This window comes from Embleya sp. NPDC127516, from assembly GCF_044765325.1.
GTDB lineage: Bacteria > Actinomycetota > Actinomycetes > Streptomycetales > Streptomycetaceae > Embleya.
In genome coordinates, this window is record NZ_JBIWJT010000003.1 from 121,882 (window position 1) to 141,489 (window position 19,608).

Annotated in this window: 18 protein-coding genes; 11 read left to right on the top strand and 7 right to left on the bottom strand. The window is 72.6% G+C overall.

The features are described from left to right. Positions 1-7: 7 nt before the first annotated feature. From ACIRL2_RS05790 to ACIRL2_RS05805, 4 genes are all read right to left on the bottom strand, one after another. On the bottom strand, positions 8-616 hold the full coding sequence (locus tag ACIRL2_RS05790; protein ID WP_395866395.1) for a Maf family protein: 609 nt from the start codon (positions 614-616) through the stop codon (positions 8-10). Between the two features lie 35 nt (positions 617-651). Next, positions 652-768, bottom strand: a complete 117-nt coding sequence (gene mmpB, locus ACIRL2_RS05795; protein WP_395866393.1) for a morphogenic membrane protein MmpB — start codon at positions 766-768, stop codon at positions 652-654. Positions 769-894: 126 nt separating this feature from the next. Next, a complete protein-coding gene (locus ACIRL2_RS05800) occupies positions 895-1,092 on the bottom strand; it encodes an acyl-CoA carboxylase subunit epsilon (RefSeq protein ID WP_395866391.1) in 198 nt (65 codons plus the stop codon). Between the two features lie 71 nt (positions 1,093-1,163). Beyond that, entirely contained in the window at positions 1,164-2,750 is a 1,587-nt protein-coding gene (locus ACIRL2_RS05805; protein WP_395866389.1) for an acyl-CoA carboxylase subunit beta, read from the bottom strand. Between the two features lie 103 nt (positions 2,751-2,853). Between ACIRL2_RS05805 and ACIRL2_RS05810 the strand changes: the two genes are divergently transcribed. The 3 genes from ACIRL2_RS05810 to ACIRL2_RS05820 all read left to right on the top strand — a co-directional run bounded on the left by ACIRL2_RS05810 (position 2,854) and on the right by ACIRL2_RS05820 (position 5,586). Continuing rightward, positions 2,854-3,672, top strand: coding sequence for a biotin--[acetyl-CoA-carboxylase] ligase (locus ACIRL2_RS05810; protein WP_402230401.1), 819 nt, complete (start codon positions 2,854-2,856; stop codon positions 3,670-3,672). Between the two features lie 234 nt (positions 3,673-3,906). After that, positions 3,907-4,437 carry a PH domain-containing protein gene (locus ACIRL2_RS05815; protein WP_402230403.1) on the top strand — a complete coding sequence of 177 codons (531 nt, stop codon included), beginning with the start codon at positions 3,907-3,909 and terminating at the stop codon, positions 4,435-4,437. 57 nt (positions 4,438-4,494) lie between these two features. Further along, complete coding sequence (locus ACIRL2_RS05820; protein ID WP_395866383.1) at positions 4,495-5,586, top strand: adenylate/guanylate cyclase domain-containing protein; 1,092 nt, start codon at positions 4,495-4,497, stop codon at positions 5,584-5,586. A gap of 49 nt (positions 5,587-5,635) precedes the next feature. On the opposite strand, the gene ACIRL2_RS05825 is transcribed toward ACIRL2_RS05820, so the two are convergent. Then, entirely contained in the window at positions 5,636-6,031 is a 396-nt protein-coding gene (locus ACIRL2_RS05825; RefSeq protein ID WP_395866381.1) for an SRPBCC family protein, read from the bottom strand. Between the two features lie 460 nt (positions 6,032-6,491). Here ACIRL2_RS05825 and ACIRL2_RS05830 point away from each other — a divergent pair, with 460 nt between their 5' ends. Further along, entirely contained in the window at positions 6,492-8,207 is a 1,716-nt protein-coding gene (locus ACIRL2_RS05830) for a diguanylate cyclase domain-containing protein (RefSeq protein ID WP_402230408.1), read from the top strand. Between the two features lie 114 nt (positions 8,208-8,321). On the opposite strand, the gene fdhD is transcribed toward ACIRL2_RS05830, so the two are convergent. Then, on the bottom strand, positions 8,322-9,170 hold the full coding sequence (gene fdhD, locus ACIRL2_RS05835) for a formate dehydrogenase accessory sulfurtransferase FdhD (protein WP_402230411.1): 849 nt from the start codon (positions 9,168-9,170) through the stop codon (positions 8,322-8,324). A gap of 197 nt (positions 9,171-9,367) precedes the next feature. On the opposite strand from fdhD, the gene hutH reads away from it, so the two are divergent. After that, a complete protein-coding gene (gene hutH / locus ACIRL2_RS05840; RefSeq protein WP_395866531.1) occupies positions 9,368-10,903 on the top strand; it encodes a histidine ammonia-lyase in 1,536 nt (511 codons plus the stop codon). A gap of 191 nt (positions 10,904-11,094) precedes the next feature. Continuing rightward, positions 11,095-11,955 carry a MurR/RpiR family transcriptional regulator gene (locus ACIRL2_RS05845; protein WP_395866375.1) on the top strand — a complete coding sequence of 287 codons (861 nt, stop codon included), beginning with the start codon at positions 11,095-11,097 and terminating at the stop codon, positions 11,953-11,955. Between the two features lie 199 nt (positions 11,956-12,154). On the opposite strand, the gene ACIRL2_RS05850 is transcribed toward ACIRL2_RS05845, so the two are convergent. Then, a complete protein-coding gene (locus ACIRL2_RS05850) occupies positions 12,155-12,433 on the bottom strand; it encodes a hypothetical protein (RefSeq protein ID WP_395866373.1) in 279 nt (92 codons plus the stop codon). A 207-nt stretch (positions 12,434-12,640) separates the two neighbouring features. On the opposite strand from ACIRL2_RS05850, the gene hutU reads away from it, so the two are divergent. From hutU to ACIRL2_RS05875, 5 genes are all read left to right on the top strand, one after another. Then, the gene (hutU, locus tag ACIRL2_RS05855) at positions 12,641-14,314 is read left to right on the top strand and encodes a urocanate hydratase (protein ID WP_402230414.1); all 1,674 of its coding nucleotides are present in this window, start codon (positions 12,641-12,643) and stop codon (positions 14,312-14,314) included. Positions 14,315-14,331: 17 nt separating this feature from the next. Then, positions 14,332-15,519, top strand: a complete 1,188-nt coding sequence (locus ACIRL2_RS05860) for an allantoate amidohydrolase (RefSeq protein WP_395866529.1) — start codon at positions 14,332-14,334, stop codon at positions 15,517-15,519. Then, on the top strand, positions 15,516-16,853 hold the full coding sequence (locus ACIRL2_RS05865) for a formimidoylglutamate deiminase (protein WP_402230417.1): 1,338 nt from the start codon (positions 15,516-15,518) through the stop codon (positions 16,851-16,853). The genes ACIRL2_RS05860 and ACIRL2_RS05865 overlap by 4 nt, the downstream gene beginning before the upstream one ends. 60 nt (positions 16,854-16,913) lie before the next feature. Next, positions 16,914-18,080, top strand: coding sequence for an imidazolonepropionase (gene hutI, locus ACIRL2_RS05870; protein ID WP_402230420.1), 1,167 nt, complete (start codon positions 16,914-16,916; stop codon positions 18,078-18,080). A gap of 208 nt (positions 18,081-18,288) precedes the next feature. Next, positions 18,289-19,485, top strand: coding sequence for an acyl-CoA dehydrogenase family protein (locus tag ACIRL2_RS05875; RefSeq protein WP_402230422.1), 1,197 nt, complete (start codon positions 18,289-18,291; stop codon positions 19,483-19,485). Positions 19,486-19,608: the final 123 nt, after the last annotated feature.

The following is a 19,608-nucleotide window of genomic DNA, read 5'->3' on the forward strand; positions in this document are numbered from 1 at the left end:
CGCCCGATCAGGTCCACAGGTCGACGATCCGCACGCCCACGCCGTCCAGGAGCCGGCGCAGCAGCGGCAGTGACAGGCCGATCACATTGCCCGGGTCGCCGTCGATGCCGTCCACGAACGGCGACGCGTACCCGTCCAGGGTGAACGCGCCCGCCACGTGCAGCGGTTCGCCGGTGGCGATGTACGCGGCGACCTCGTCGTCGGACGGCGTGCCGAACCGCACCGTGGTGGCCCCCACGTCGGACACCCGCAGGCCGCTGCGGCGGTCGATCACGCAGTGCCCGGTCAACAGCACCCCGGAGCGCCCGCGCATGGCCTGCCAGCGGGCCAGCGCGTCGGCGGCGTCGACCGGCTTGCCCAGCGCACGACCGTCCAACTCCAGCACCGAGTCGCAGCCCAGGACCAGTTCGTCGGCGCCCAGGTCGGCGGCGACCGCGTCGGCCTTGGCCTCGGCGAGCAGCAGCGCGAGTTCGCGCGGGGAGGCGGCGGTGAGCGCGTCCTCGTCGACGCCGCTGACCACGACCTTCGGATCGAGCCCGGCGTCGCGCAGCAGCTTCAGGCGCGCGGGGGAGGCCGAGGCGAGCACGAGGGAACGGGAGGGGGTGCGGTCGGTCATGCCGCCAACGTACCGGGCGCCGGATCGCGGGCCGGTCACAGTCCGAGCAGGAGCAGGCCGAGGATCACCACCACGGGCAGGATCCACACGGCGCGCCGAAGCTGGGCCACGGCGCGCCGGGTTTCCTCGGAGAACTCGTCACGCTCACGCATGCGTCCATCGTGGGCCGCGCACCACGGTGCGTTCTTGAGTACGGGTACTCAAGTCGGGTCGTGCGATAGACCGACAACGCATATGCCGATGGACCGAATGGCCGATCGTCGCAGAAACGGGCTCGGTCAGGACGGCCAGGCGCTCGCGCGCCAGGCCCCCGGCCCGGGACGCAGTTGCCGGCGCACCAGCCGGGCCGGCGCGTTCCACTGCGAGGGCGCCGCCGGCTCCGGCGCGACACCGCCGCCGCGCGCCTTGGCCGCCACCACGGTGACGATCACGGCCAACTCCTCCGGGGTGGGTTCACCCCGCACCACCTTGATCATGGGGACCTCCAGGCCCTGACCGGGTCGGCCCGCCGCGCACGGCGCCGCGGGACCGACTCGGTGTGGTCCGACTACAGCGGGATGTTGCCGTGCTTCTTCGGCGGCAGCGTCTCGCGCTTGCCGCGCAGCGCGCGCAGCGCCTTGACCACGTGCGCCCGAGTCGAGGACGGACGGATCACCGCGTCGACGTAGCCGCGTTCGGCGGCCACGTACGGGTTGCACAGCGTGTCCTCGTACTCCTGGATCAGCCGCGCGCGGGTCGCCTCGGGGTCGTCGGCGGCGGCGATGGTGCGCCGGTGCAGGATGTTCGCCGCGCCCTGCGCGCCCATCACCGCGATCTGCGCGGTCGGCCAGGCCAGGTTGACGTCGGCGCCCAGGTGCTTGGAGCCCATCACGTCGTACGCGCCGCCGTACGCCTTGCGGGTGATGATCGTCACCAGCGGCACGGTGGCCTCGGCGTACGCGTAGATCAGCTTCGCGCCGCGCCGGATGATGCCGTTCCACTCCTGGTCGGTGCCCGGCAGGAAGCCCGGCACGTCCACGAAGGTCAGCACCGGGATGTTGAACGCGTCGCAGGTGCGCACGAAGCGCGCGGCCTTCTCGGACGCGTCGATGTCCAGCGTGCCCGCGAACTGCATCGGCTGGTTGGCCACGATGCCCACGGACCGACCCTCGACCCGGCCGAAGCCGACCACGATGTTCGGCGCGAACAGCGGCTGGACCTCCAGGAAGTCCGCGTCGTCCAGGACGTGCTCGATCACCGTGTGGATGTCGTACGGCTGGTTCGCCGAGTCCGGGATGAGCGTGTCCAACTCGCGGTCGTGGTCGGTGGTCTCCAGGTCGGCGGCCTCGTCGAAGGACGGGGCCTCCTCCAGGTTGTTGCTCGGCAGATAGGACAGCAGGCCCTTGACGTACTCCAGGGCGTCCTTCTCGTCCGCGCCCATGTAGTGCGCGTTGCCGGACTTGCTGTTGTGCGTGCGCGCGCCGCCGAGGTCCTCCATCGTGACGTCCTCGCCGGTGACCGTCTTGATCACGTCGGGACCGGTGATGAACATCTGCGAGGTCTGGTCGACCATCACGACGAAGTCGGTGAGCGCGGGCGAGTACACGTGGCCGCCGGCCGCCGCGCCCATGATCAGCGAGATCTGCGGGATCACCCCGGAGGCGATCACGTTGCGACGGAAGATCTCGCCGTACAGGCCGAGCGAGACGACGCCCTCCTGGATGCGCGCGCCGCCGCCCTCGTTGATGCCCACCAGCGGGACGCCGGTCTTGATCGCGAGGTCCTGGATCTTGACGATCTTCTCGCCGTACACCTCGCCCAGGCTGCCCCCGAACACGGTGACGTCCTGGGAGAACACGCACACCTGGCGACCGTCGACCGTGCCGGAACCGGTCACGACGCCGTCGCCGTAGGGGCGGTTGGCCTCCAGGCCGAAGTTGGTCGAGCGATGCCGCGCGAACTCGTCGAGTTCGACGAACGAGCCCTCGTCGAGCAGGTACTCGATCCGCTCGCGCGCGGTCATCTTGCCCTTGGCGTGCTGCTTCTCGACCGCTCGGGCGCTTCCGGCGTGAACCGCCTCGTCGATGCGACGCTCGAGGTCGGCCAGCTTCCCGGCGGTGGTGTGGATGTCGGGATCGCCCTGTACTGGGTCCATCGTGCTGGCTCCTGTCAAGTCGAACGGCGGCGATCGGTAGCGTAGCCGCGCCACGCCGGCGAGCATCACCGCCCTGCCCCGCGGTGCCTTCTAGGGTGATCGGATGGACTCTCCTTTCACGGATCTGGACCGCCCGCCCCTGAATGAGGCGGCGCTGCGCCGGGCCCTGCTGGTACCGGGTGGATTGTGGCGCGAGGTGGACGTGCTGCCCGAGACCGGATCGACCAACGTCGACCTGGCCCGCAGGGCGGACGAGGCGGAGGGCCTGATCCTGGTCGCCGAGTCGCAGGTGGCCGGGAAGGGCCGGCTGGACCGGCGCTGGAGCGCGCCGCCGCGCTCGGGCATCGCGGTGTCGGTGACGCTGGCGCCGAACGAGGTGCCGGTCGCGCGCTGGGGCTGGCTGCCGCTGCTGGCCGGGGTGGCCGCGGCCGCGGCGGTGTCCCGGGTGGCCGGTGTGCAGGCACGACTGAAGTGGCCCAACGACCTGCTGGTGGGCGAACGCAAGCTGGCCGGGATCCTGGCCGAGCGGGCCGGCGCGGGCGTGGTCCTGGGCATCGGCCTGAACGTCTCGCTGCGCGAGGAGGAACTTCCGGTACCGACCGCGACCTCGCTGCTGCTGGCCGGCGCCGAGAGCATCGACCGGGATCCGATCCTGCGCGCGATCCTGCGCGAGCTGGAGGACTGGTACACCCGCTGGCGGCTGGCCGGCGGCGACGCGCGTACGAGCGGCCTGCTCGCCGCCTACACCGGCGCGTGCGCCACGATCGGGCGCCGGGTCCGGGTCGAACTCCCGGCGGACCGCACCCTGGAGGGCCCGGCCACCGGCATCGACGACGACGGTCGGCTCCTGGTCACCACCACCGACGGCCCCACCGCGGTCGGCGCCGGCGACGTGGTCCACGTCCGCCCCACCACCGACTGACACCCGCCCCACCCACCCCACCCGCGCCCACCACCGGCCGCGCATCGCACGTTCGCCCTTTCCCGCCACGCACGCCGCGAGGCCGGCTCGGCTCCACCCCTCGCCCGCGTTCCGCAGCCTCCGCACCTTGCGCAACGGGTGGGCGGGTGGGCGCAAAAACCGTGCCTTCGGCACGCCTCCGGGCCTCCCGCCCAAGGGACCCGCACAATCGTGGGTGACCCATCAGGAGGCCCGGTGTTCCCCATCACAGCCGAGGTCGACGACGACACGCTCTTCGTCGTGCGTCCGCACTGGATGCACCTCGTCCGCCCCGCCCTCGCCCTGTTCGCCACCGTCGCGGTCACCGGCTTCCTCGCCGCGCTGACCCCGCCGGACGCCGCCGCCGGCTGGCTCCAACCCGCCGTGCTCCTGGCCGGCCTCGCGGTGCTGATCCGCTGGAGCGTCGTCCCGTGGCTGGCCTGGCTGGGCACGCTGTACTCGGTCGCCGCCGACCGGCTGACCGTGCGTACCGGCACGGTGACCCGGGAGATCCGGGTGATTCCGTTCGCGCGGGTGGAGGACGTACTGGTCGAGCACGAGTCGTTCGCGGACCGCGTGCTCGGCGCGGGCACCGTCGTGCTGGTGCCGGTCGGCGACCGGGACCAGCTCGAACTGCCCGGTCTGCCGCGCGTGGTGCGGCTGCAGAGCGAGCTGCTCGTGCTCGTACGGCGGGCCGCCGCCGAGCGCGGGAAGCAGCCGGCTCCGCCCGACCCCGAACCTTTGTGACCCCCGACACGTAGTGTGGCTCCGACGAGACCATCCTTCGCACACCGGTGGAGCCACATGCCCGAGGAACGGACCCGCGTGGAGCCCGGCGCGGGCGCCGGGGCCGACGCGGCCGATCAGCACGCCCTGCCCGACCTGTCCGACATCGAGGCGGTCAACAACACCATCGCCGACGTCGAGCAGGTCGTCCTGGGCGCACCCCGGCGATACACCTCGGGCCAGGTCGCCGACCTGGTCGGAGTGCCCCTCGACGAGGCCCGCAGGTTGTGGCGGGGCCTGGGCTTCGCCGACTTCGGTCCCGCCCGCGCGTTCACCGACGCCGACGTCGCGGCGCTCAAGCACCTGCGCGAGCTGACCGAGTCCGGGCTGCTGCCGGCCACGGTCGCGGCGCAGTTCGTGCGCTCGGTCGGCCAGACCATGGCCCGGTTCGCCGAATGGCAGACCGAGGCGTGGGTGGAGTACATCGGCAACGAGCTCACCGGCAGCCGCTCCGAGCAGGTGGTCACCACCGCGGGCGACGTGATGCTCGAACTCGAACCGCTGGTCATCTACGCCTGGCGGCGACACCTGGCCGCGGCCAGCTCGCGGGCGATGCAGGGCCTGACCGATCCGCAGACGGTGGGCCAGTCGCTGGCCGTCGGCTTCGCCGACCTGGTCGGGTTCACCCGGCTGTCGCGCAATCTGGAGGAGGCCGAGCTCGGCCGCCTCGTGCAGACCTTCGAGGACACCGCCGTCGACGTGATCGCCGAGCAGGGCGGGCGGCTGGTCAAGACGCTGGGCGACGAGGTGCTGTTCGTGACCTTCTCGCCGGACTCGGCGGTCGAGCTGGGCCTGCGACTGGTCGAGGCGATGGCACAGGAGGAGATCCTGCCCGCGCTGCGGGTGGGGATCGCGTACGGCCACGTGCTCTCCCGGATGGGCGACGTGTTCGGCACCACGGTCAACCTGGCCAGCCGGTTGACCGCGCTGAGTCCCAAGGACGCGGTGGTGGTCGACCGCGAACTGGCCGCGGCGCTGGAGGGCGACAACCGCTACGAACTGCACCCGATGTGGCGCCGCCCGGTGCGCGGCCTGGGCCTGGTCGAACCCTGGACGGTCTGCCGCCCGGGGAGCCCGCTGCCCGATCCGCTCGCCCCGGCGGTCGGGTGAGGCCGGGATCCGGTCCGGGACACCCGGCGCCCCGGTGTCCGCGACGCGGTCAGGCGAAGGCCGCCCGCAGGTCGCGCAGCGCCGGCCGCATTACCACGTGTTCGAGCTCGCGCAGCACCGCGAGTTGTTCGGCCGGCGTGCTCTCGAACCGGACCGACCACACCACCAGGCACATCGTGCCGCCGGCGATCGATTCGAGTGCGAGCCGGCCGAGCAGCGGCAGGCCGTCCAGCGCCCGGTAGGTATAGGTATGGCGTGCCGCGTCGTGCGAGACCAGCCGTTCGCGCACGGTCGAGCCGTCGGGTCTGCGGACACGTCGTTCGTTCCCGTCGTGCTCGTCCACCGGCCACGGGTACCACCCGGACGGGTCCTCGAAGTCTCCTACTGCCTCCCAGATCCGGATGGCCGGTACGTCGATCGCGGCGATGACGGAAAGCGTGGGCACGCGTCGCTCCTTCGGGCTGTGCCCGCGACCGTACTCTTTCGGTCGAGATCGTGGGACCCCTCCACGTTGTCTTCACAACCTCGTGCCCCGATGCGTCCCGTCGCGCTACGGAGCGGACACGGGGCGTTGCGGGCGCGAGGCACAGGAGTAATGTGCGCAGGACGCGAAGCCGGGGTATACAAGCGCTTCGCTCGCACCGGAGCGAGCCCCCGGGCTCACGCGCGGGCGCACGGCGGCCACGTCGGCGCCGGCCGGGGCCCACAACTTGGAACACACGCGAACAGCGACCCGTCGAGGTGGCGGCATGACGCGGGTGCACGTTGCCGTGAATCGGGCAATATATGACATATCCTCTGGTCTCGGTGCTGGTGGATTGGGGGTGAGAACCGTAGCTTCGCGACCCGATTCGAGCGCTTCCGGAACCGAGGGTTCGGGCGGCCTGCCCGACGATCTGCCGGGCATGCCCGGAGACACGTGCCCGGAACCCGTCGCCCTGGTCGAGGGACCGGACGCGGCCCGCAGGCTGCACGCGATCATCCATCTGGCCAAGACGCTCGCCACCACCCACCACTTCCCCGAGGTGGTCCGGGTGTCCGCGGCCCAGGCCCGGTCGGCGATGGGCGCCGCGCACGCCTCGATCTCGGTCTGGGAGCGGGACACCGGACGGCTGCGCGTGCTGGTCAACGACGGCGAACTCGCCGAGGGCGAGGAACCGCTGCCGGCCGCGGAGACGTACCCGGTCACCGACTTCCCGGACATCATCGAGTCCGAGTCCTGGCCCACCACGTGGTCGCGCTGCGTGGACGATCCCGAGCACGCGCGCGACCCCGAGCGGGTCGCGGCGATGCTGCGCCGGGGCCGGCACGACTGCATGGTCGCGCCGATCATGGTCGAGGGCCGGGTGTGGGGCGAGCTGTACCTGGCCCGGCGCTCCGACCAGCCGCGGTTCGAGCCGGTGGACGCCGAGTTCGCCGGGGTGCTCGCCGCACAGATCTCGGCCGGGCTGGCCCAGGCCGAGCACTTCGAGCGGATCGAGAAGCTGGCCTTCACCGACCCGCTGACCGGCCTGGCCAACCGGCGCGCGATCGACGCCCGGCTGGACGAGGCGATGGCCCGGCACTACCGCGACGGCGTCGTGGTCAGCCTGATCGTCTGCGACGTCAACGGTCTCAAGCGGCTCAACGACGAGCGCGGCCACGACGTCGGCGACCGCCTCCTGGAGCGGTTCGCCGACCAGCTCTCCGCGTGCGGCGCGATGTTGCCGGGGGCGATGGCGGCCCGGCTCGGCGGCGACGAGTTCTGTGTGCTCGCCGAGGGCTATCCGCCGGACGACGTGGTCGCGGTCGCCGAGGAACTGTGTCGGCGCGCGCTGCGGATGCACGACGGCGAGGGCGTGGCCTGCGGCGTGGCCTCCACCGGCGATCCGGTGGGCCCGGTGACCAGCGCGGACCGCCTGTTCCGGCTCGCCGACGCGGCCCAGTACCGGGCCAAGGGCTCGCGCTCGACCCGGCCGGTGGTCGCCGGGCGCGGCCAACAGCCCGACCTGACCCTGTCCCTGGCGCGCGAGGCGCAGGACGACGCGCAGGCCGAGGGCCCCGGCCCGCATCGCGACCGCCGCCGCTTCCGCGGCGCGCTGCACAACGCCGAACCGGGCCGGTTGCTCGCGGCGGTACTCGCGGTCCTGGACGAGCGCGAGCCCAAGAGCGTGCACCGCGCGGACACGCTCGGCCGGCTGGAAATCGTCGCCGACACCTTCGCGCGGATGCTGGACGGGGTCGCGTGGTGGGTGTCCTACCTGCCACCGGGCGGCCGGGTGCTGCGCACCGTGCGCTACTCGATCCACCGTTTGACCGGCGCGCAGAGCCAGGCGGGGCAGCGCTACGACGCGGTCACCGCCGAATACGACCTGGCGCACTATCCGGCCACGGCGCACGCGGTGCAGGGCGGCAGCTTCGTCGCCGAACTCGGCGACCCGGGCACCGACCCGGCCGAGGAGGACCTGCTCCTGGTCGGCGGCTACAAGGCGATGGTCGCGGCCGGCGGCAGCAACGCGGCGGGCGGCTGGCTGGTCGAGGTCTACGCCGACGACCTGAGCCTGAGCGTCACCGGCCTGGCCCCGGTGCTGCGCGCGCTGGTGGCGGTCGCGCTGACCGGAGGCGCCTCGCTCCCGGAGTGACGGCGAGGACGGGCGCCCGGCTTCCGCGGCGACCGCACGCACCGGCCCTTCGCCGACACGGTGACCGCGACTCTCGCAAGGACCCGGGCGGCCGGGCTCGGACCGCCCCCGCGATCAGGCCGACGGCCGGGACGAGCGCACCGTGACCCGATCCTGGTGGCTGTACACGTTCGCCGAGCGCCCGCGCAGGAAGCCGACCAGGGTCACCCCCGCGTCCGCGGCCAGGTCCACCGCCAGCCCGGACGGGGCGGACACCGCGGCCATCACCGGCACCCCCGCCATCGCGGCCTTCTGGGTCAGCTCGAACGAGGCCCGCCCGCTGACCATCAACACGTGGCCGGCCAAGGGCAGCAGGCCCTCGCGCAGCGCCCAGCCGACCACCTTGTCCACCGCGTTGTGCCGACCCACGTCCTCGCGCACGCACACCATGTCGCCGGCCGCGGTGAACAGGCCCGCCGCGTGCAGGCCACCGGTGCTGGCGAACACCTTCTGCGCCGCCCGCAGCCGATCGGGCAGCGCGTACAGCACCTCCGCGTCCACTCGAACCGGGTCCGCGAGCACGTCGAAGCGCGACATCCGGCGCAGTCCGTCGATCCCGGTGCTGCCGCAGATCCCGCACGCGCTCGAGGTCCACACCCCGCGCATCAGGCCCGGATCCGGGGCGGGCACGTGCGGCGCGAGCACCGCGTCCACCACGTTGTAGGTGTTGTGGCCCTCCTCGTCGGTGCCCGCGCAATAGCGCATCGCGGTCAGGTCCCCGGCGGCGCCGATCACGCCCTCGGCCGCCAGGAACCCGGCGACCAGGTCGAAGTCGTCACCCGGTGTGCGCATGGTCACCGTGATCGTGCGCCCGCCGATCCGGATGTCCAGCGGCTCCTCGGCGACGAGCGTGTCGGTGCGGGTGACGGCCGGTGCGTCGCCGCCCAGTCGCAGGACCTTGTGGCGAGAGGTGACCCGACCCACGGCACTGCCTTTCCTCGGTTGTCTCCGGGCGGTCGGATCCGCTCCGGACGGCGCACGACCGGTGGCACGGAAACGACGCGAACGTGCCGTACGCCTTCCGGCACGGTAGCCGCCCTGGCGTTGTCGCGATCCATGCACATAATGTTCGAGTGAATAATGATCTGCACAGCGCCCCCGAGACCGCCCCCGCCACCGTCCTGATCGGCGAGGCCGGGATGTCCCCGCAGGACGTCCTCGCGGTCGCCCGCGCCGGCGCGCGCGTCGAACTCGCCGAGAGCGCGATCAAGGCGATGGCCGCGTCGCGCGCGGTCGTCGAGGGCCTCGCCGCGCGCACCGAACCCGTGTACGGGGTGTCCACCGGCTTCGGCGCGCTCGCCGTCCGGCACATCAGCCCCGAACTGCGCACCCGACTCCAGCATTCGCTGGTCCGCTCGCACGCCGCCGGAATGGGCCCCCGGGTCGAGGACGAGGTGGTCCGCGCGCTGATGCTGCTGCGGCTGAAGACGCTGTGCTCGGGACGCACCGGGGTACGGCCGATCGTCGCGCGGACCATGGCCGGACTGCTCAACGCGGGCATCACGCCGGTGGTCCGCGAATTCGGCTCGCTCGGGTGCAGCGGCGACCTGGCGCCGCTGGCGCACTGCGCGCTCGTGCTCACCGGCGAGGGCGAGGCGGCCGGTCCCGACGGTGTGGTGCGACCCGCCGCGGAACTGCTCGCCGCGGCCGGGCTGGAGCCGATCGAGCTCAAGGAGAAGGAGGGCCTGGCCCTGATCAACGGCACCGACGGCATGCTCGGCATGTTGTTGATGGCCGGGGCCGACCTCGCCCGCCTGTTCACCACCGCCGACATCACCGCCGCGATGACGATGGAGGCGCTCCTGGGCACCTCCCGCGTGCTCGACCCGGCGCTGCACGCCATCCGCCCGCACCCGGGCCAGGCGGCCAGCGCGGCGAACATGCTGCGGGTACTGGAGGGTTCGGCGCTGACCGGGCACCACCAGGACGCCGCGCCGCGCGTCCAGGACGCCTACTCGGTGCGCTGCGCGCCGCAGGTCGCGGGCGCCGGCCGGGACACCCTCGCGCACGCGCTGCTGGTGGCCGACCGCGAACTCGCCTCCGCCGTGGACAACCCGGTGATCCTGGAGGACGGCCGGATCGAGTCCAACGGCAACTTCCACGGCGCGCCGGTGGGCTACGTGCTCGACTTCCTGGCCGTCGCGGTGGCCGACCTCGGCTCGATCGCCGAGCGACGCACCGACCGCCTGCTCGACCCCTCCCGCTCGCACGGCCTGCCCGCGTTCCTCGCCGACGACCCCGGCGTCGACTCCGGCCTGATGATCGCGCAGTACACCCAGGCCGCGCTGGTCTCCGAGTGCAAGCGCCTGGCGATGCCCGCGTCGGCCGACTCGATCCCCAGCTCGGCGATGCAGGAGGACCACGTCTCGATGGGCTGGAGCGCGGCCCGCAAGCTGCGCCGCGCGATCGACAACCTCAACCGCATCCTGGCCATCGAGCTCACCACCGCCGCCCGCGCCCTGGACATGCGGGTCGCCGCCGGCCTCGGTGCGCCCGCGCCCGCCACCGCCGCGGTGATCGCCGCGCTGCGCGCGAGCGGCGCCGAGGGGGTGGGCCCGGACCGCTTCCTGGCCCCCGACCTGGAGGCCGCCGACGCCTTCGTCCGGGCCGGCAAGGTGATCGAGGCCGCCGGCTCGGCGGCCGGCGAGCTGAACTGACCCCCGCGCGCCGAACCGACCCGAGCGCGCCGATCCGAACTCGCGTCGGATCGGGCAGGATTGCCTGGCGCGGACCGCCGCCACCCGCGGCGGTCCGCGCCTTCCCGCAGCGTCCGCAGCAGGCCCGCCGCACCCGGTGGGCGCGCCCGAGCGACGCGCCGGCAACGGCGACGACCCAGCAACGAGGAGACATGTCGGTGGCCGACGACGACGCGAGCCCTTCCGCCCGCCTGCTCGCCCTCTTCGAGCGCCACCGGCTCACCCCCACCCAGCGCCGGATCGCCCACTGCCTGGTCCGGCACGCGGGTGAGGCGGTGTTCCTCTCCAGCGTCGAGGTGGCCCAGCTCGCCGGGGTCAGCCAGCCCTCGGTGACCCGGTTCGCGGTCGCACTCGGCTTCGACGGCTACCCGGCACTGCGCCGACACCTGCGCGAACTCGGGCTGCCGACCACGGCCGAGTCCTCCGCCGAGGTGGACCGCAACGAGTACGTCGGCGCCGTGCACGCCGAGATCGCCAACCTGACCCGGCTCGCCGAGCAACTCGCCGACCCGGGCCCGATCGCCCGCGCCGCCGCGCTGCTCGCGCCCTCGCGCCCGCTGGTGGTGCTGGGTCTGCGGACCGGGATGGCGCCGGCGCGCGGCTTCGGCTACTTCGCGGCCAAGGTGCTGCCCGAGGTTCGGGTGCTGGACGAGGGCGGCTCGCTCCTGGTGGACCGGCTCGACCAGGCCCGCGCGGCGGGCGCCACCGGTCTGCTGTGCTTCGCGCTGCCGCGCTATCCGCGGGAGTTGGGCGAGGGCCTGCGGGTCGCGCGCGACCTGGGCCTGCGTATCGTCACCGTCACCGACAGTCCGTTCGCGCCGGCGGCGGAGCTGTCCGACGCGGTGCTGATCGCGGGCGTCGGCTCGCAGTTGGTCTTCGACTCGTACGGGGCACCGATCCTGATGGGGCAGATCCTGCTCCAGGCGATGTGCGATATCGAGCCTGCGCGGGCGCAGGCTCGACTGGAGGAGTTCGAGAAGCAGGCCGGGGAGCGCGGGCTGTTCGACGTGTGAGCCTCGCGGCGGCGGCGGCCGGGCCTGCGGCCGGCTTGTCCTCGAACGCCGGACGGGCTGATTTGCCGTGACCGGGTGCGGTGCTGGTTGTGCGGCGTCGGGTGTCCTCGAACGCCGGACGGCTCATTTGCCGTGACCGGGTGCGGTGCCGGGGTCGGGTGTCGCGCCACGTCCGGGTGTCGCGCGGCGTCGGGTGAGCTCACACGCCGGGGTGGCCGCGGTGCGCCGGCATGATCGAGATGGCGCCGAGCATGGCCAGTACGCCGACGAGCGCCGCGCCGCCGGCGATCAGCGCGGTCTCCGCGTAGCGCGGGATGCTGAGCAGGAAGCCGCCGGTGCACAGCAGCGCGCCGATCATCACCACCAGGGCCACCACGCCCGGCTCGCGCCCTCGACCGCGCACCAGCATCACCAGGCCCGCGAACGCGACGAACGCGCCCAGTGCGGTGATCGCCCAGAGCACCTCCTGCAGATCCATGCCGACCGGCTACCCGGCGCCGGTCCGCGCCGACCGCCGACCGCATGAAATGGCACCGAATGGGTCAAGTCCCTCGATGTCGCGCTGCCCACACCACCCGCTGGGCCGGCTCTCTTGGCGACGCCTTGCAGAACAGATAGATTCACTCTCGAAGCTACTGAATGTTTTCATACAGAAATCGTGCACAGGGACAGAAGGGGCGCCGCCATGTCGGACCACACCGCAGGACCGCGCGAGGTTCGCGCACCACGCGGGAGCACGCTCACCACCCGCGGCTGGCAGCAGGAGGGCGCCCTGCGGATGTTGCTGAACAACCTCGACCCCGAGGTCGCCGAGCACCCGGACAAGCTGGTCGTCTACGGCGGCACCGGCAAGGCGGCGCGCGACTGGCGCTCGTTCGAGGCGATCACCCGCACGCTGACCACGCTGAAGCAGGACGAGACGCTGCTCGTGCAGTCCGGCCGTCCGGTCGGCGTGATGCAGACCCACGAGTGGGCCCCGCGCGTGCTGATCGCCAACTCCAACCTGGTGCCCGACTGGGCCAACTGGGAGGAGTTCCGCCGGCTGGAGTCGGCCGGACTGACCATGTACGGCCAGATGACCGCCGGCTCGTGGATCTACATCGGCACCCAGGGCATCCTCCAGGGCACCTACGAGACCTTCGCCGCGGTCGCGGCCAAGCGCTTCGGCGGCACCCTCGAAGGCACCATCACACTGACCGCCGGCCTCGGCGGCATGGGCGGCGCGCAGCCGCTGGCGGTGACCATGAACGGCGGCGTGGTCATCTGTATCGACTGCGACCCCTCGCGGATCGACCGCCGGATCGAGCACGGCTACTGCGACACCCGGGTCGAGACGCTGGACGCCGCGTTGCAACTCGCGGTCGAGGCGCGCGACGCCCGCCGGCCGCTGTCCATCGGCCTGCTGGGCAACGCCGCCGAACTGGTCCCGCAGCTTCTCGCGATGGACGCCCCGATCGACATCGTCACCGACCAGACCTCGGCCCACGACCCGCTCGCCTACCTGCCGGTCGGCGTCGCGTTCGAGGACATGGCCGAGTACGCGCGCACCAAGCCCGCCGAGTTCACCGACCGCGCGCGCGAGTCGATGGCCCGCCACGTCGAGGCGATGGTCGGCTTCCAGGACAAGGGCGCCGAGGTCTTCGACTACGGCAACTCGATCCGCGGCGAAGCGCAACTGGCGGGCTACACCCGCGCGTTCGACTTCCCCGGCTTCGTCCCGGCGTACATCCGGCCGCTGTTCTGCGAGGGCAAGGGCCCGTTCCGCTGGGCCGCGCTCTCCGGGGACGCGCGCGACATCGCCAAGACCGACAAGGCCGTGCTCGACCTGTTCCCGGAGAACGAGTCGCTGGCCCGCTGGATCAAGCTCGCCCAGGAGAAGGTGCACTTCCAGGGCCTGCCCGCACGGATCTGCTGGCTGGGCTACGGCGAGCGGGACAAGGCCGGCGAGCGGTTCAACGACATGGTCGCCTCGGGCGAGTTGGCCGCACCGATCGTGATCGGCCGCGACCACCTGGACTGCGGCTCGGTGGCCAGCCCGTACCGGGAGACCGAGGGCATGCTCGACGGCTCCGACGCGATCGCCGACTGGCCGCTACTGAACGCGATGGTCAACGTGGCTTCCGGCGCCTCGTGGGTGTCCATCCACCACGGCGGCGGGGTCGGCATCGGCCGCTCGATCCACGCCGGCCAGGTCACCGTCGCGGACGGCACGCCGCTGGCGGGCGAGAAGATCCGCCGGGTGCTCACCAACGACCCCGGCATGGGCGTGATCCGGCACGTGGACGCGGGTTACGACCACGCCGTCGACGTCGCCGACGAGCGCGGTGTGCGGGTGCCGATGCGGGAAGGCGACGCGTGAGCACCGGCTTCGAGGCGATGTGGCGCGACCTGCTTCCGGTGGGTCGCGCCACGACCGGCGGCTACCGCCGGTACGCGTGGACCGACGCGGACACCGAGTGCCGCGCCTGGTTCCGCGAACAGGCCCAGAGCCGGAACCTGATCTACGAGGAGGACCGCAACGGCAACCAGTGGGCGTGGACCGCGCCCGGCGCCGACGCGATCGTGATCGGCAGCCACCTGGACTCGGTGCCGGACGGCGGCGCCTACGACGGACCGCTCGGCGTGGTCTCCTCGTTCGCCGCGCTCGACCTGCTGCGCGAGCGCGGCGCCGACCCGGAGCGGCCGCTGGGCATCGTCAACTTCGCCGACGAGGAGGGCGCCCGGTTCAACGTCGCGTGTGTCGGATCCCGGTTGTCCGCCGGGGTGCTGACGCCGGATCAGGCACGTGCGCTGAAGGACGCCGACGGCGTCTTCCTGGGCGACGCGATGGAGCGCGCCGGTGTCGACCCGGCCGGGATCGGCGCCGACCCGGAGCGGCTGGGCCGCATCCGCGCGTTCGTCGAACTGCACGTCGAGCAGGGCCGCGACCTGGTGCACCGCGACCGCGCGGTGGGCGTGGCCTCGGCGATCTGGCCGCACGGACGCTGGCGGTTCGACTTCCGAGGCGAGGCCAACCACGCGGGCACCACCCGCCTGGAGGACCGGCACGACCCGATGCTGACCTACGCCAACACCGTGCTCGCGGCCCGCAAGAAGGCCCACCTCGCCGGTGCGCTGGCCACCTTCGGCAAGGTCGACGCGCGGCCCGGCGCGGCCAACGCGATCGCTTCCGAGGTGCGCGGCTGGCTCGACTCGCGGGCCGCCGACGAGCGCACGCTGGACGACCTGGTCGCGGAGATCATCCGGACCGCCGGCGAGCGTGGCGACCGGGACGGGGTCGGCGTACAGGTCACCCGCGAGTCCTTCACCCCGGTCGTCGAGTTCGAGGGCCCGCTGCGCGACCGGATCGCCAAGCACCTCGGAGGTGCGCCGATCCTGCCCACCGGCGCCGGACACGACGCGGGCATCCTGTCCGCGCGCGTGCCCACCGCGATGTTGTTCGTCCGCAACCCGACCGGCGTGTCGCACTCGCCGGCGGAGAGCGCCGAGATGGTGGACTGCCTTGCGGGCGTCACGGCGCTCGCCGACGTGGTGACCGACCTGATCAGCGAGGACCTCGGGTGAGCGAGTACTGGTGTGAACTGGTGCAGACCCGCACCGGGATCGAACGCGACGCGCTGCTCGTGGTCGAGGACGGCCGGATCGCATCGGTCACCCCCGACCGCCCGGCGCCGGGCGGCGCCTGCGTGCTGCCCGGGTTGACCATCCCGGGCCTGGCCAACGTCCACTCGCACGCCTTCCACCGGGCACTGCGCGGACGCACCCAGACCGGCACCGGCACGTTCTGGACCTGGCGCGACCAGATGTACCAGGCGGCCGGCCGGCTGGACCCGGACAGCTACCTCGCGCTCGCGCGCGCGGTGTACGCGGAGATGGCGCTCGCCGGGATCACCTCCGTCGGCGAGTTCCACTACCTGCACCACGGTCCGGACGGCACGCCGTACGACGACCCCAACGCGATGGGCCACGCGCTGATCGAGGCGGCCCGCCAGGCCGGCGTCCGGATCACCCTGCTGGACACCTGCTACCTGCACGGCGGCCTCACCGCCGACGGCTACCGGCCGCTGGAAGGCGTGCAGCGCCGATTCGGCGACGGCAGCTCGGACGCCTGGTACGAGCGCTGGGGCGCGCTGCGCGGCGACGACAACACCCGGATCGGCGCGGCCATCCACTCGGTCCGGGCGTTCGACACCAAGGACGGCTACGCGACCTGGGCCGCGCGTACCGAGGGTGTCCCGGTGCACGTGCACCTGTCCGAACAGCCCGCCGAGAACGCGGCGTGCGTCGCGCACCACGGGCTGACCCCCACCGGGCTGCTGGACGCGCACGGCTTCTGGAGCGCGAACGCGACGGCGGTGCACGCGACCCACCTCACCGACGCCGACATCGCCGCGCTGGCCCGGGCCGAAGCCGGCGTGTGCTTCTGCCCGACCACCGAACGCGACCTAGCCGACGGCATCGGCCCGGCCGGCGAGCTGGCCCGGGCCGGTGTGCCGCTGTCCCTGGGCAGCGACAGCCAGGCGGTGATCGACCTGTTCGAGGAGGCCCGCGCGGTCGAACTCGACGAGCGGCTGCGCACCGGCCGGCGCGGCCACTTCACCTCCGCCGCGCTGCTCGCGTACGCCACCGGCACCGGCCACCGCGCGCTCGGTTGGCCGGACGCCGGCCGGATCGAACCGGGCGCCCTCGCCGACCTGACCACGATCGGCCTGGACTCGGTCCGACTGGCCGGCACCGTCCCGCGGCTGGCCACCGAGGCGGCGGTGTTCGCGGCCACCGCGAGCGACGTCACGCACGTCATGGTCGGCGGACGCACCATCGTCCGCGACGGCGTGCACCAGCTCGTGGAAGCGGTGCCGCAGGCGTTGGGCACGGCCATCCACGGCCTGTTCGGCTGATCCGCGGCCGTTCCGCCCGGAGCGGCCGTTCCCCCTCGAACCGGAAGGGACCACTCGCGCGTGGCCACCACCCTGATCACCAACATCGGCTCGCTGGTCACCAACGACCCCGACCTCGGCACCGGCCCGCTCGGCCTGATCCAGGACGCGGCTCTCGTGCTCGACGGCGACCGGGTCGCGTGGGTGGGGGCCGCCGCGGATGCCCCGGACGCCGACACCCGCCACGACGCCGAGGGACGCGCGGTGCATCCCGGCTTCGTCGACTCGCACGCGCACCTGGTGTTCGCGGGCGACCGCACCGCCGAGTTCGACGCGCGGATGTCCGGACAGGCATACCGGGCGGGCGGCATCCGCACCACGGTGGCCGCCACCCGCGCCGCGAGCGACGAACACCTCGCCGCGAACGCCGCGCGGCTGATCGAGGAGGCGGCCCGCCAGGGCACCACCACGATCGAGATCAAGTCCGGCTACGGTCTCACCGTCGCGGACGAGGAACGCGCGCTGCGGATCGCGTCCGCGTTCACCCCCGAGACCACCTACCTGGGCGCGCACATCGTCGCGCCGGAGTACGCGGACGACGTGGCCGGCTACGTCGACCTGGTCACCGGCCCGATGCTCGACGCGTGCGCCCCGCACGCCCGCTGGGTGGACGTGTTCTGCGAACGCGGCGCGTTCGACGGCGACCAGGCCCGGGCGATCCTGAAGGCCGGCGCCGCCCGGGGCCTGATCCCGCGCGTGCACGCCAACCAGCTCGGACACGGGCCCGGCGTACAGCTCGCGGTCGAACTCGGCGCGGCCTCGGCCGACCACTGCACCCACCTCACCGACGCCGACGTGGACGCGCTGGCCGGCGGCGACACGGTCGCCACGCTGCTCCCGGGCGCCGAGTTCTCCACCCGCGCGGTCTACCCCGACGCCCGCCGGCTGTTCGCCGCCGGCGTCGACGTCGCGCTGTCCACCGACTGCAACCCCGGATCGAGCTACACCACCTCGATGCCGTTCTGCGTGGCGCTCGCGGTCCGCGACATGGGCATGATGCCGGACCAGGCGCTGTACGCGGCGACGGCCGGCGGCGCCCGCGCGCTGCGCCGCGAGGATGTGGGCGTACTGCGTGCGGGCGCGCGCGCCGACGTGGTCGAACTCGACGCGCCCTCGCACGTACACCTGGCCTACCGGCCCGGGGTGCCGCTGGTGCGCGGGGTGTGGCGCGCCGGAGTGCGGGTCTGACCGGCGGTAATCGTCGGGGCACGGGTGAGGGTGCTGTCCGGGGCACCCGTCCGACAGGCCGTTCGAAATCGACGTGCCCGCGTTACGGACCCCCTCTGTCGCGACCCGCCGCGCTCGTGGATACTCCCCGGTAACTCTCTCAACCAGAAGCGTGGCCGGGACCCCGGTGGTGGGGCCCGGACATGCGCAGACGGAAGGAGCGCCGCCCATGGGCCGCCTCGCACAGACCGACGGACTCACCGATGTCCAGCGGGAGATCCTCGCCACCGTGCGCACCTTCGTGGACAAGGAGATCATTCCGGTCGCCACGGAGCTTGAACACCGGGACGAGTATCCGGCGGAGATCGTCGAGGGCATGAAGGCCATGGGCCTGTTCGGTCTGATGATCCCGGAGGAGTACGGCGGCCTCGGCGAGTCGCTGCTGACCTACGCGCTCGTGGTCGAGGAGATCGCGCGCGGCTGGATGAGCGTGTCCGGCATCATCAACACGCACTTCATCGTCGCGTACATGATCAAGCAGCACGGCACGGACGAGCAGAAGGCGTACTACCTGCCGAAGATGGCCGAGGGCGAGATCCGCGGCGCGTTCTCGATGTCCGAGCCGCACTGCGGGTCGGACGTCTCGGCGATCCGCACCAAGGCGGTGCCGGACGGCGAGTTCTACGTGCTCAACGGCCAGAAGATGTGGCTCACCAACGGCGGCAGCGCCAACCTGGTCGCGGTGCTCACCAAGACCGAGCTGGGCGAGGAGTCGGTCTACCGGAACATGACCACGTTCCTGATCGACAAGGAGTCCGGCTTCGGCGAGACCCGTCCGGGCCTGACCATCCCCGGCAAGATCGACAAGATGGGCTACAAGGGCGTCGACACCACCGAGATGGTGCTCGACAACTGTCGCGTGCCGGCCGACCGGATCCTGGGCGGGGTGCCCGGCAAGGGCTTCTACCAGATGATGGACGGCGTCGAGGTGGGCCGGGTGAACGTGGCCGCGCGCGGTTGCGGGGTCGCACATCGCGCGTTCGAGCTGGGCATCCGGTACGCGCAGCAGCGGGAGACCTTCGGCAAGCCGCTGACCGGCCACCAGGCGATCCAGTTCAAGCTGGCCGAGATGGCGACCAAGGTCGAGGCCGCGCACACGATGATGGTCAACGCGGCACGCAAGAAGGACGCGGGCGAGCGCAACGACCTCGAGGCGGGGATGGCCAAGTACCTGGCCTCCGAGTACTGCAAGGAAGTCGTCGAGGACGCGTTCCGGATCCACGGCGGGTACGGGTTCTCGCGCGAGTTCGAAATCGAGCGCCTCTACCGCGAGGCCCCGATGTTGCTGATCGGCGAAGGTACGGCCGAGATCCAGAAGATGATCATCGGGCGGCGCCTGCTGGAGGACTACAAGCTCAAGGGCTGAGGCTCGGGTGCCGTCGCAGCCCGCCCGCGAATCCTCGGGGCGGGCCGCGACGCGTGCCCAGTCGGCGACGGAGAACGGCGCGTGCGACCAACCGGGTCCGGTATCGGCTCGGTCGGCGTAGTG

What these genes read in the sequence shown, in the direction of transcription:
- ACIRL2_RS05800 (WP_395866391.1), bottom strand. Translation starts at nt 1,092, where the DNA reads ATGATCAAGGTGGTGCGGGGTGAACCCACCCCGGAGGAGTTGGCCGTG.
- ACIRL2_RS05805 (WP_395866389.1), bottom strand. Translation starts at nt 2,750, where the DNA reads ATGGACCCAGTACAGGGCGATCCCGACATCCACACCACCGCCGGGAAG.
- ACIRL2_RS05845 (WP_395866375.1), top strand. Translation starts at nt 11,095, where the DNA reads ATGTCGGTGGCCGACGACGACGCGAGCCCTTCCGCCCGCCTGCTCGCC.
- ACIRL2_RS05850 (WP_395866373.1), bottom strand. Translation starts at nt 12,433, where the DNA reads ATGGATCTGCAGGAGGTGCTCTGGGCGATCACCGCACTGGGCGCGTTC.
- ACIRL2_RS05820 (WP_395866383.1), top strand. Translation starts at nt 4,495, where the DNA reads ATGCCCGAGGAACGGACCCGCGTGGAGCCCGGCGCGGGCGCCGGGGCC.
- ACIRL2_RS05810 (WP_402230401.1), top strand. Translation starts at nt 2,854, where the DNA reads ATGGACTCTCCTTTCACGGATCTGGACCGCCCGCCCCTGAATGAGGCG.
- hutU (WP_402230414.1), top strand. Translation starts at nt 12,641, where the DNA reads ATGTCGGACCACACCGCAGGACCGCGCGAGGTTCGCGCACCACGCGGG.
- ACIRL2_RS05860 (WP_395866529.1), top strand. Translation starts at nt 14,332, where the DNA reads ATGTGGCGCGACCTGCTTCCGGTGGGTCGCGCCACGACCGGCGGCTAC.
- ACIRL2_RS05875 (WP_402230422.1), top strand. Translation starts at nt 18,289, where the DNA reads ATGGGCCGCCTCGCACAGACCGACGGACTCACCGATGTCCAGCGGGAG.
- ACIRL2_RS05790 (WP_395866395.1), bottom strand. Translation starts at nt 616, where the DNA reads ATGACCGACCGCACCCCCTCCCGTTCCCTCGTGCTCGCCTCGGCCTCC.
- ACIRL2_RS05830 (WP_402230408.1), top strand. Translation starts at nt 6,492, where the DNA reads ATGCCCGGAGACACGTGCCCGGAACCCGTCGCCCTGGTCGAGGGACCG.
- mmpB (WP_395866393.1), bottom strand. Translation starts at nt 768, where the DNA reads ATGCGTGAGCGTGACGAGTTCTCCGAGGAAACCCGGCGCGCCGTGGCC.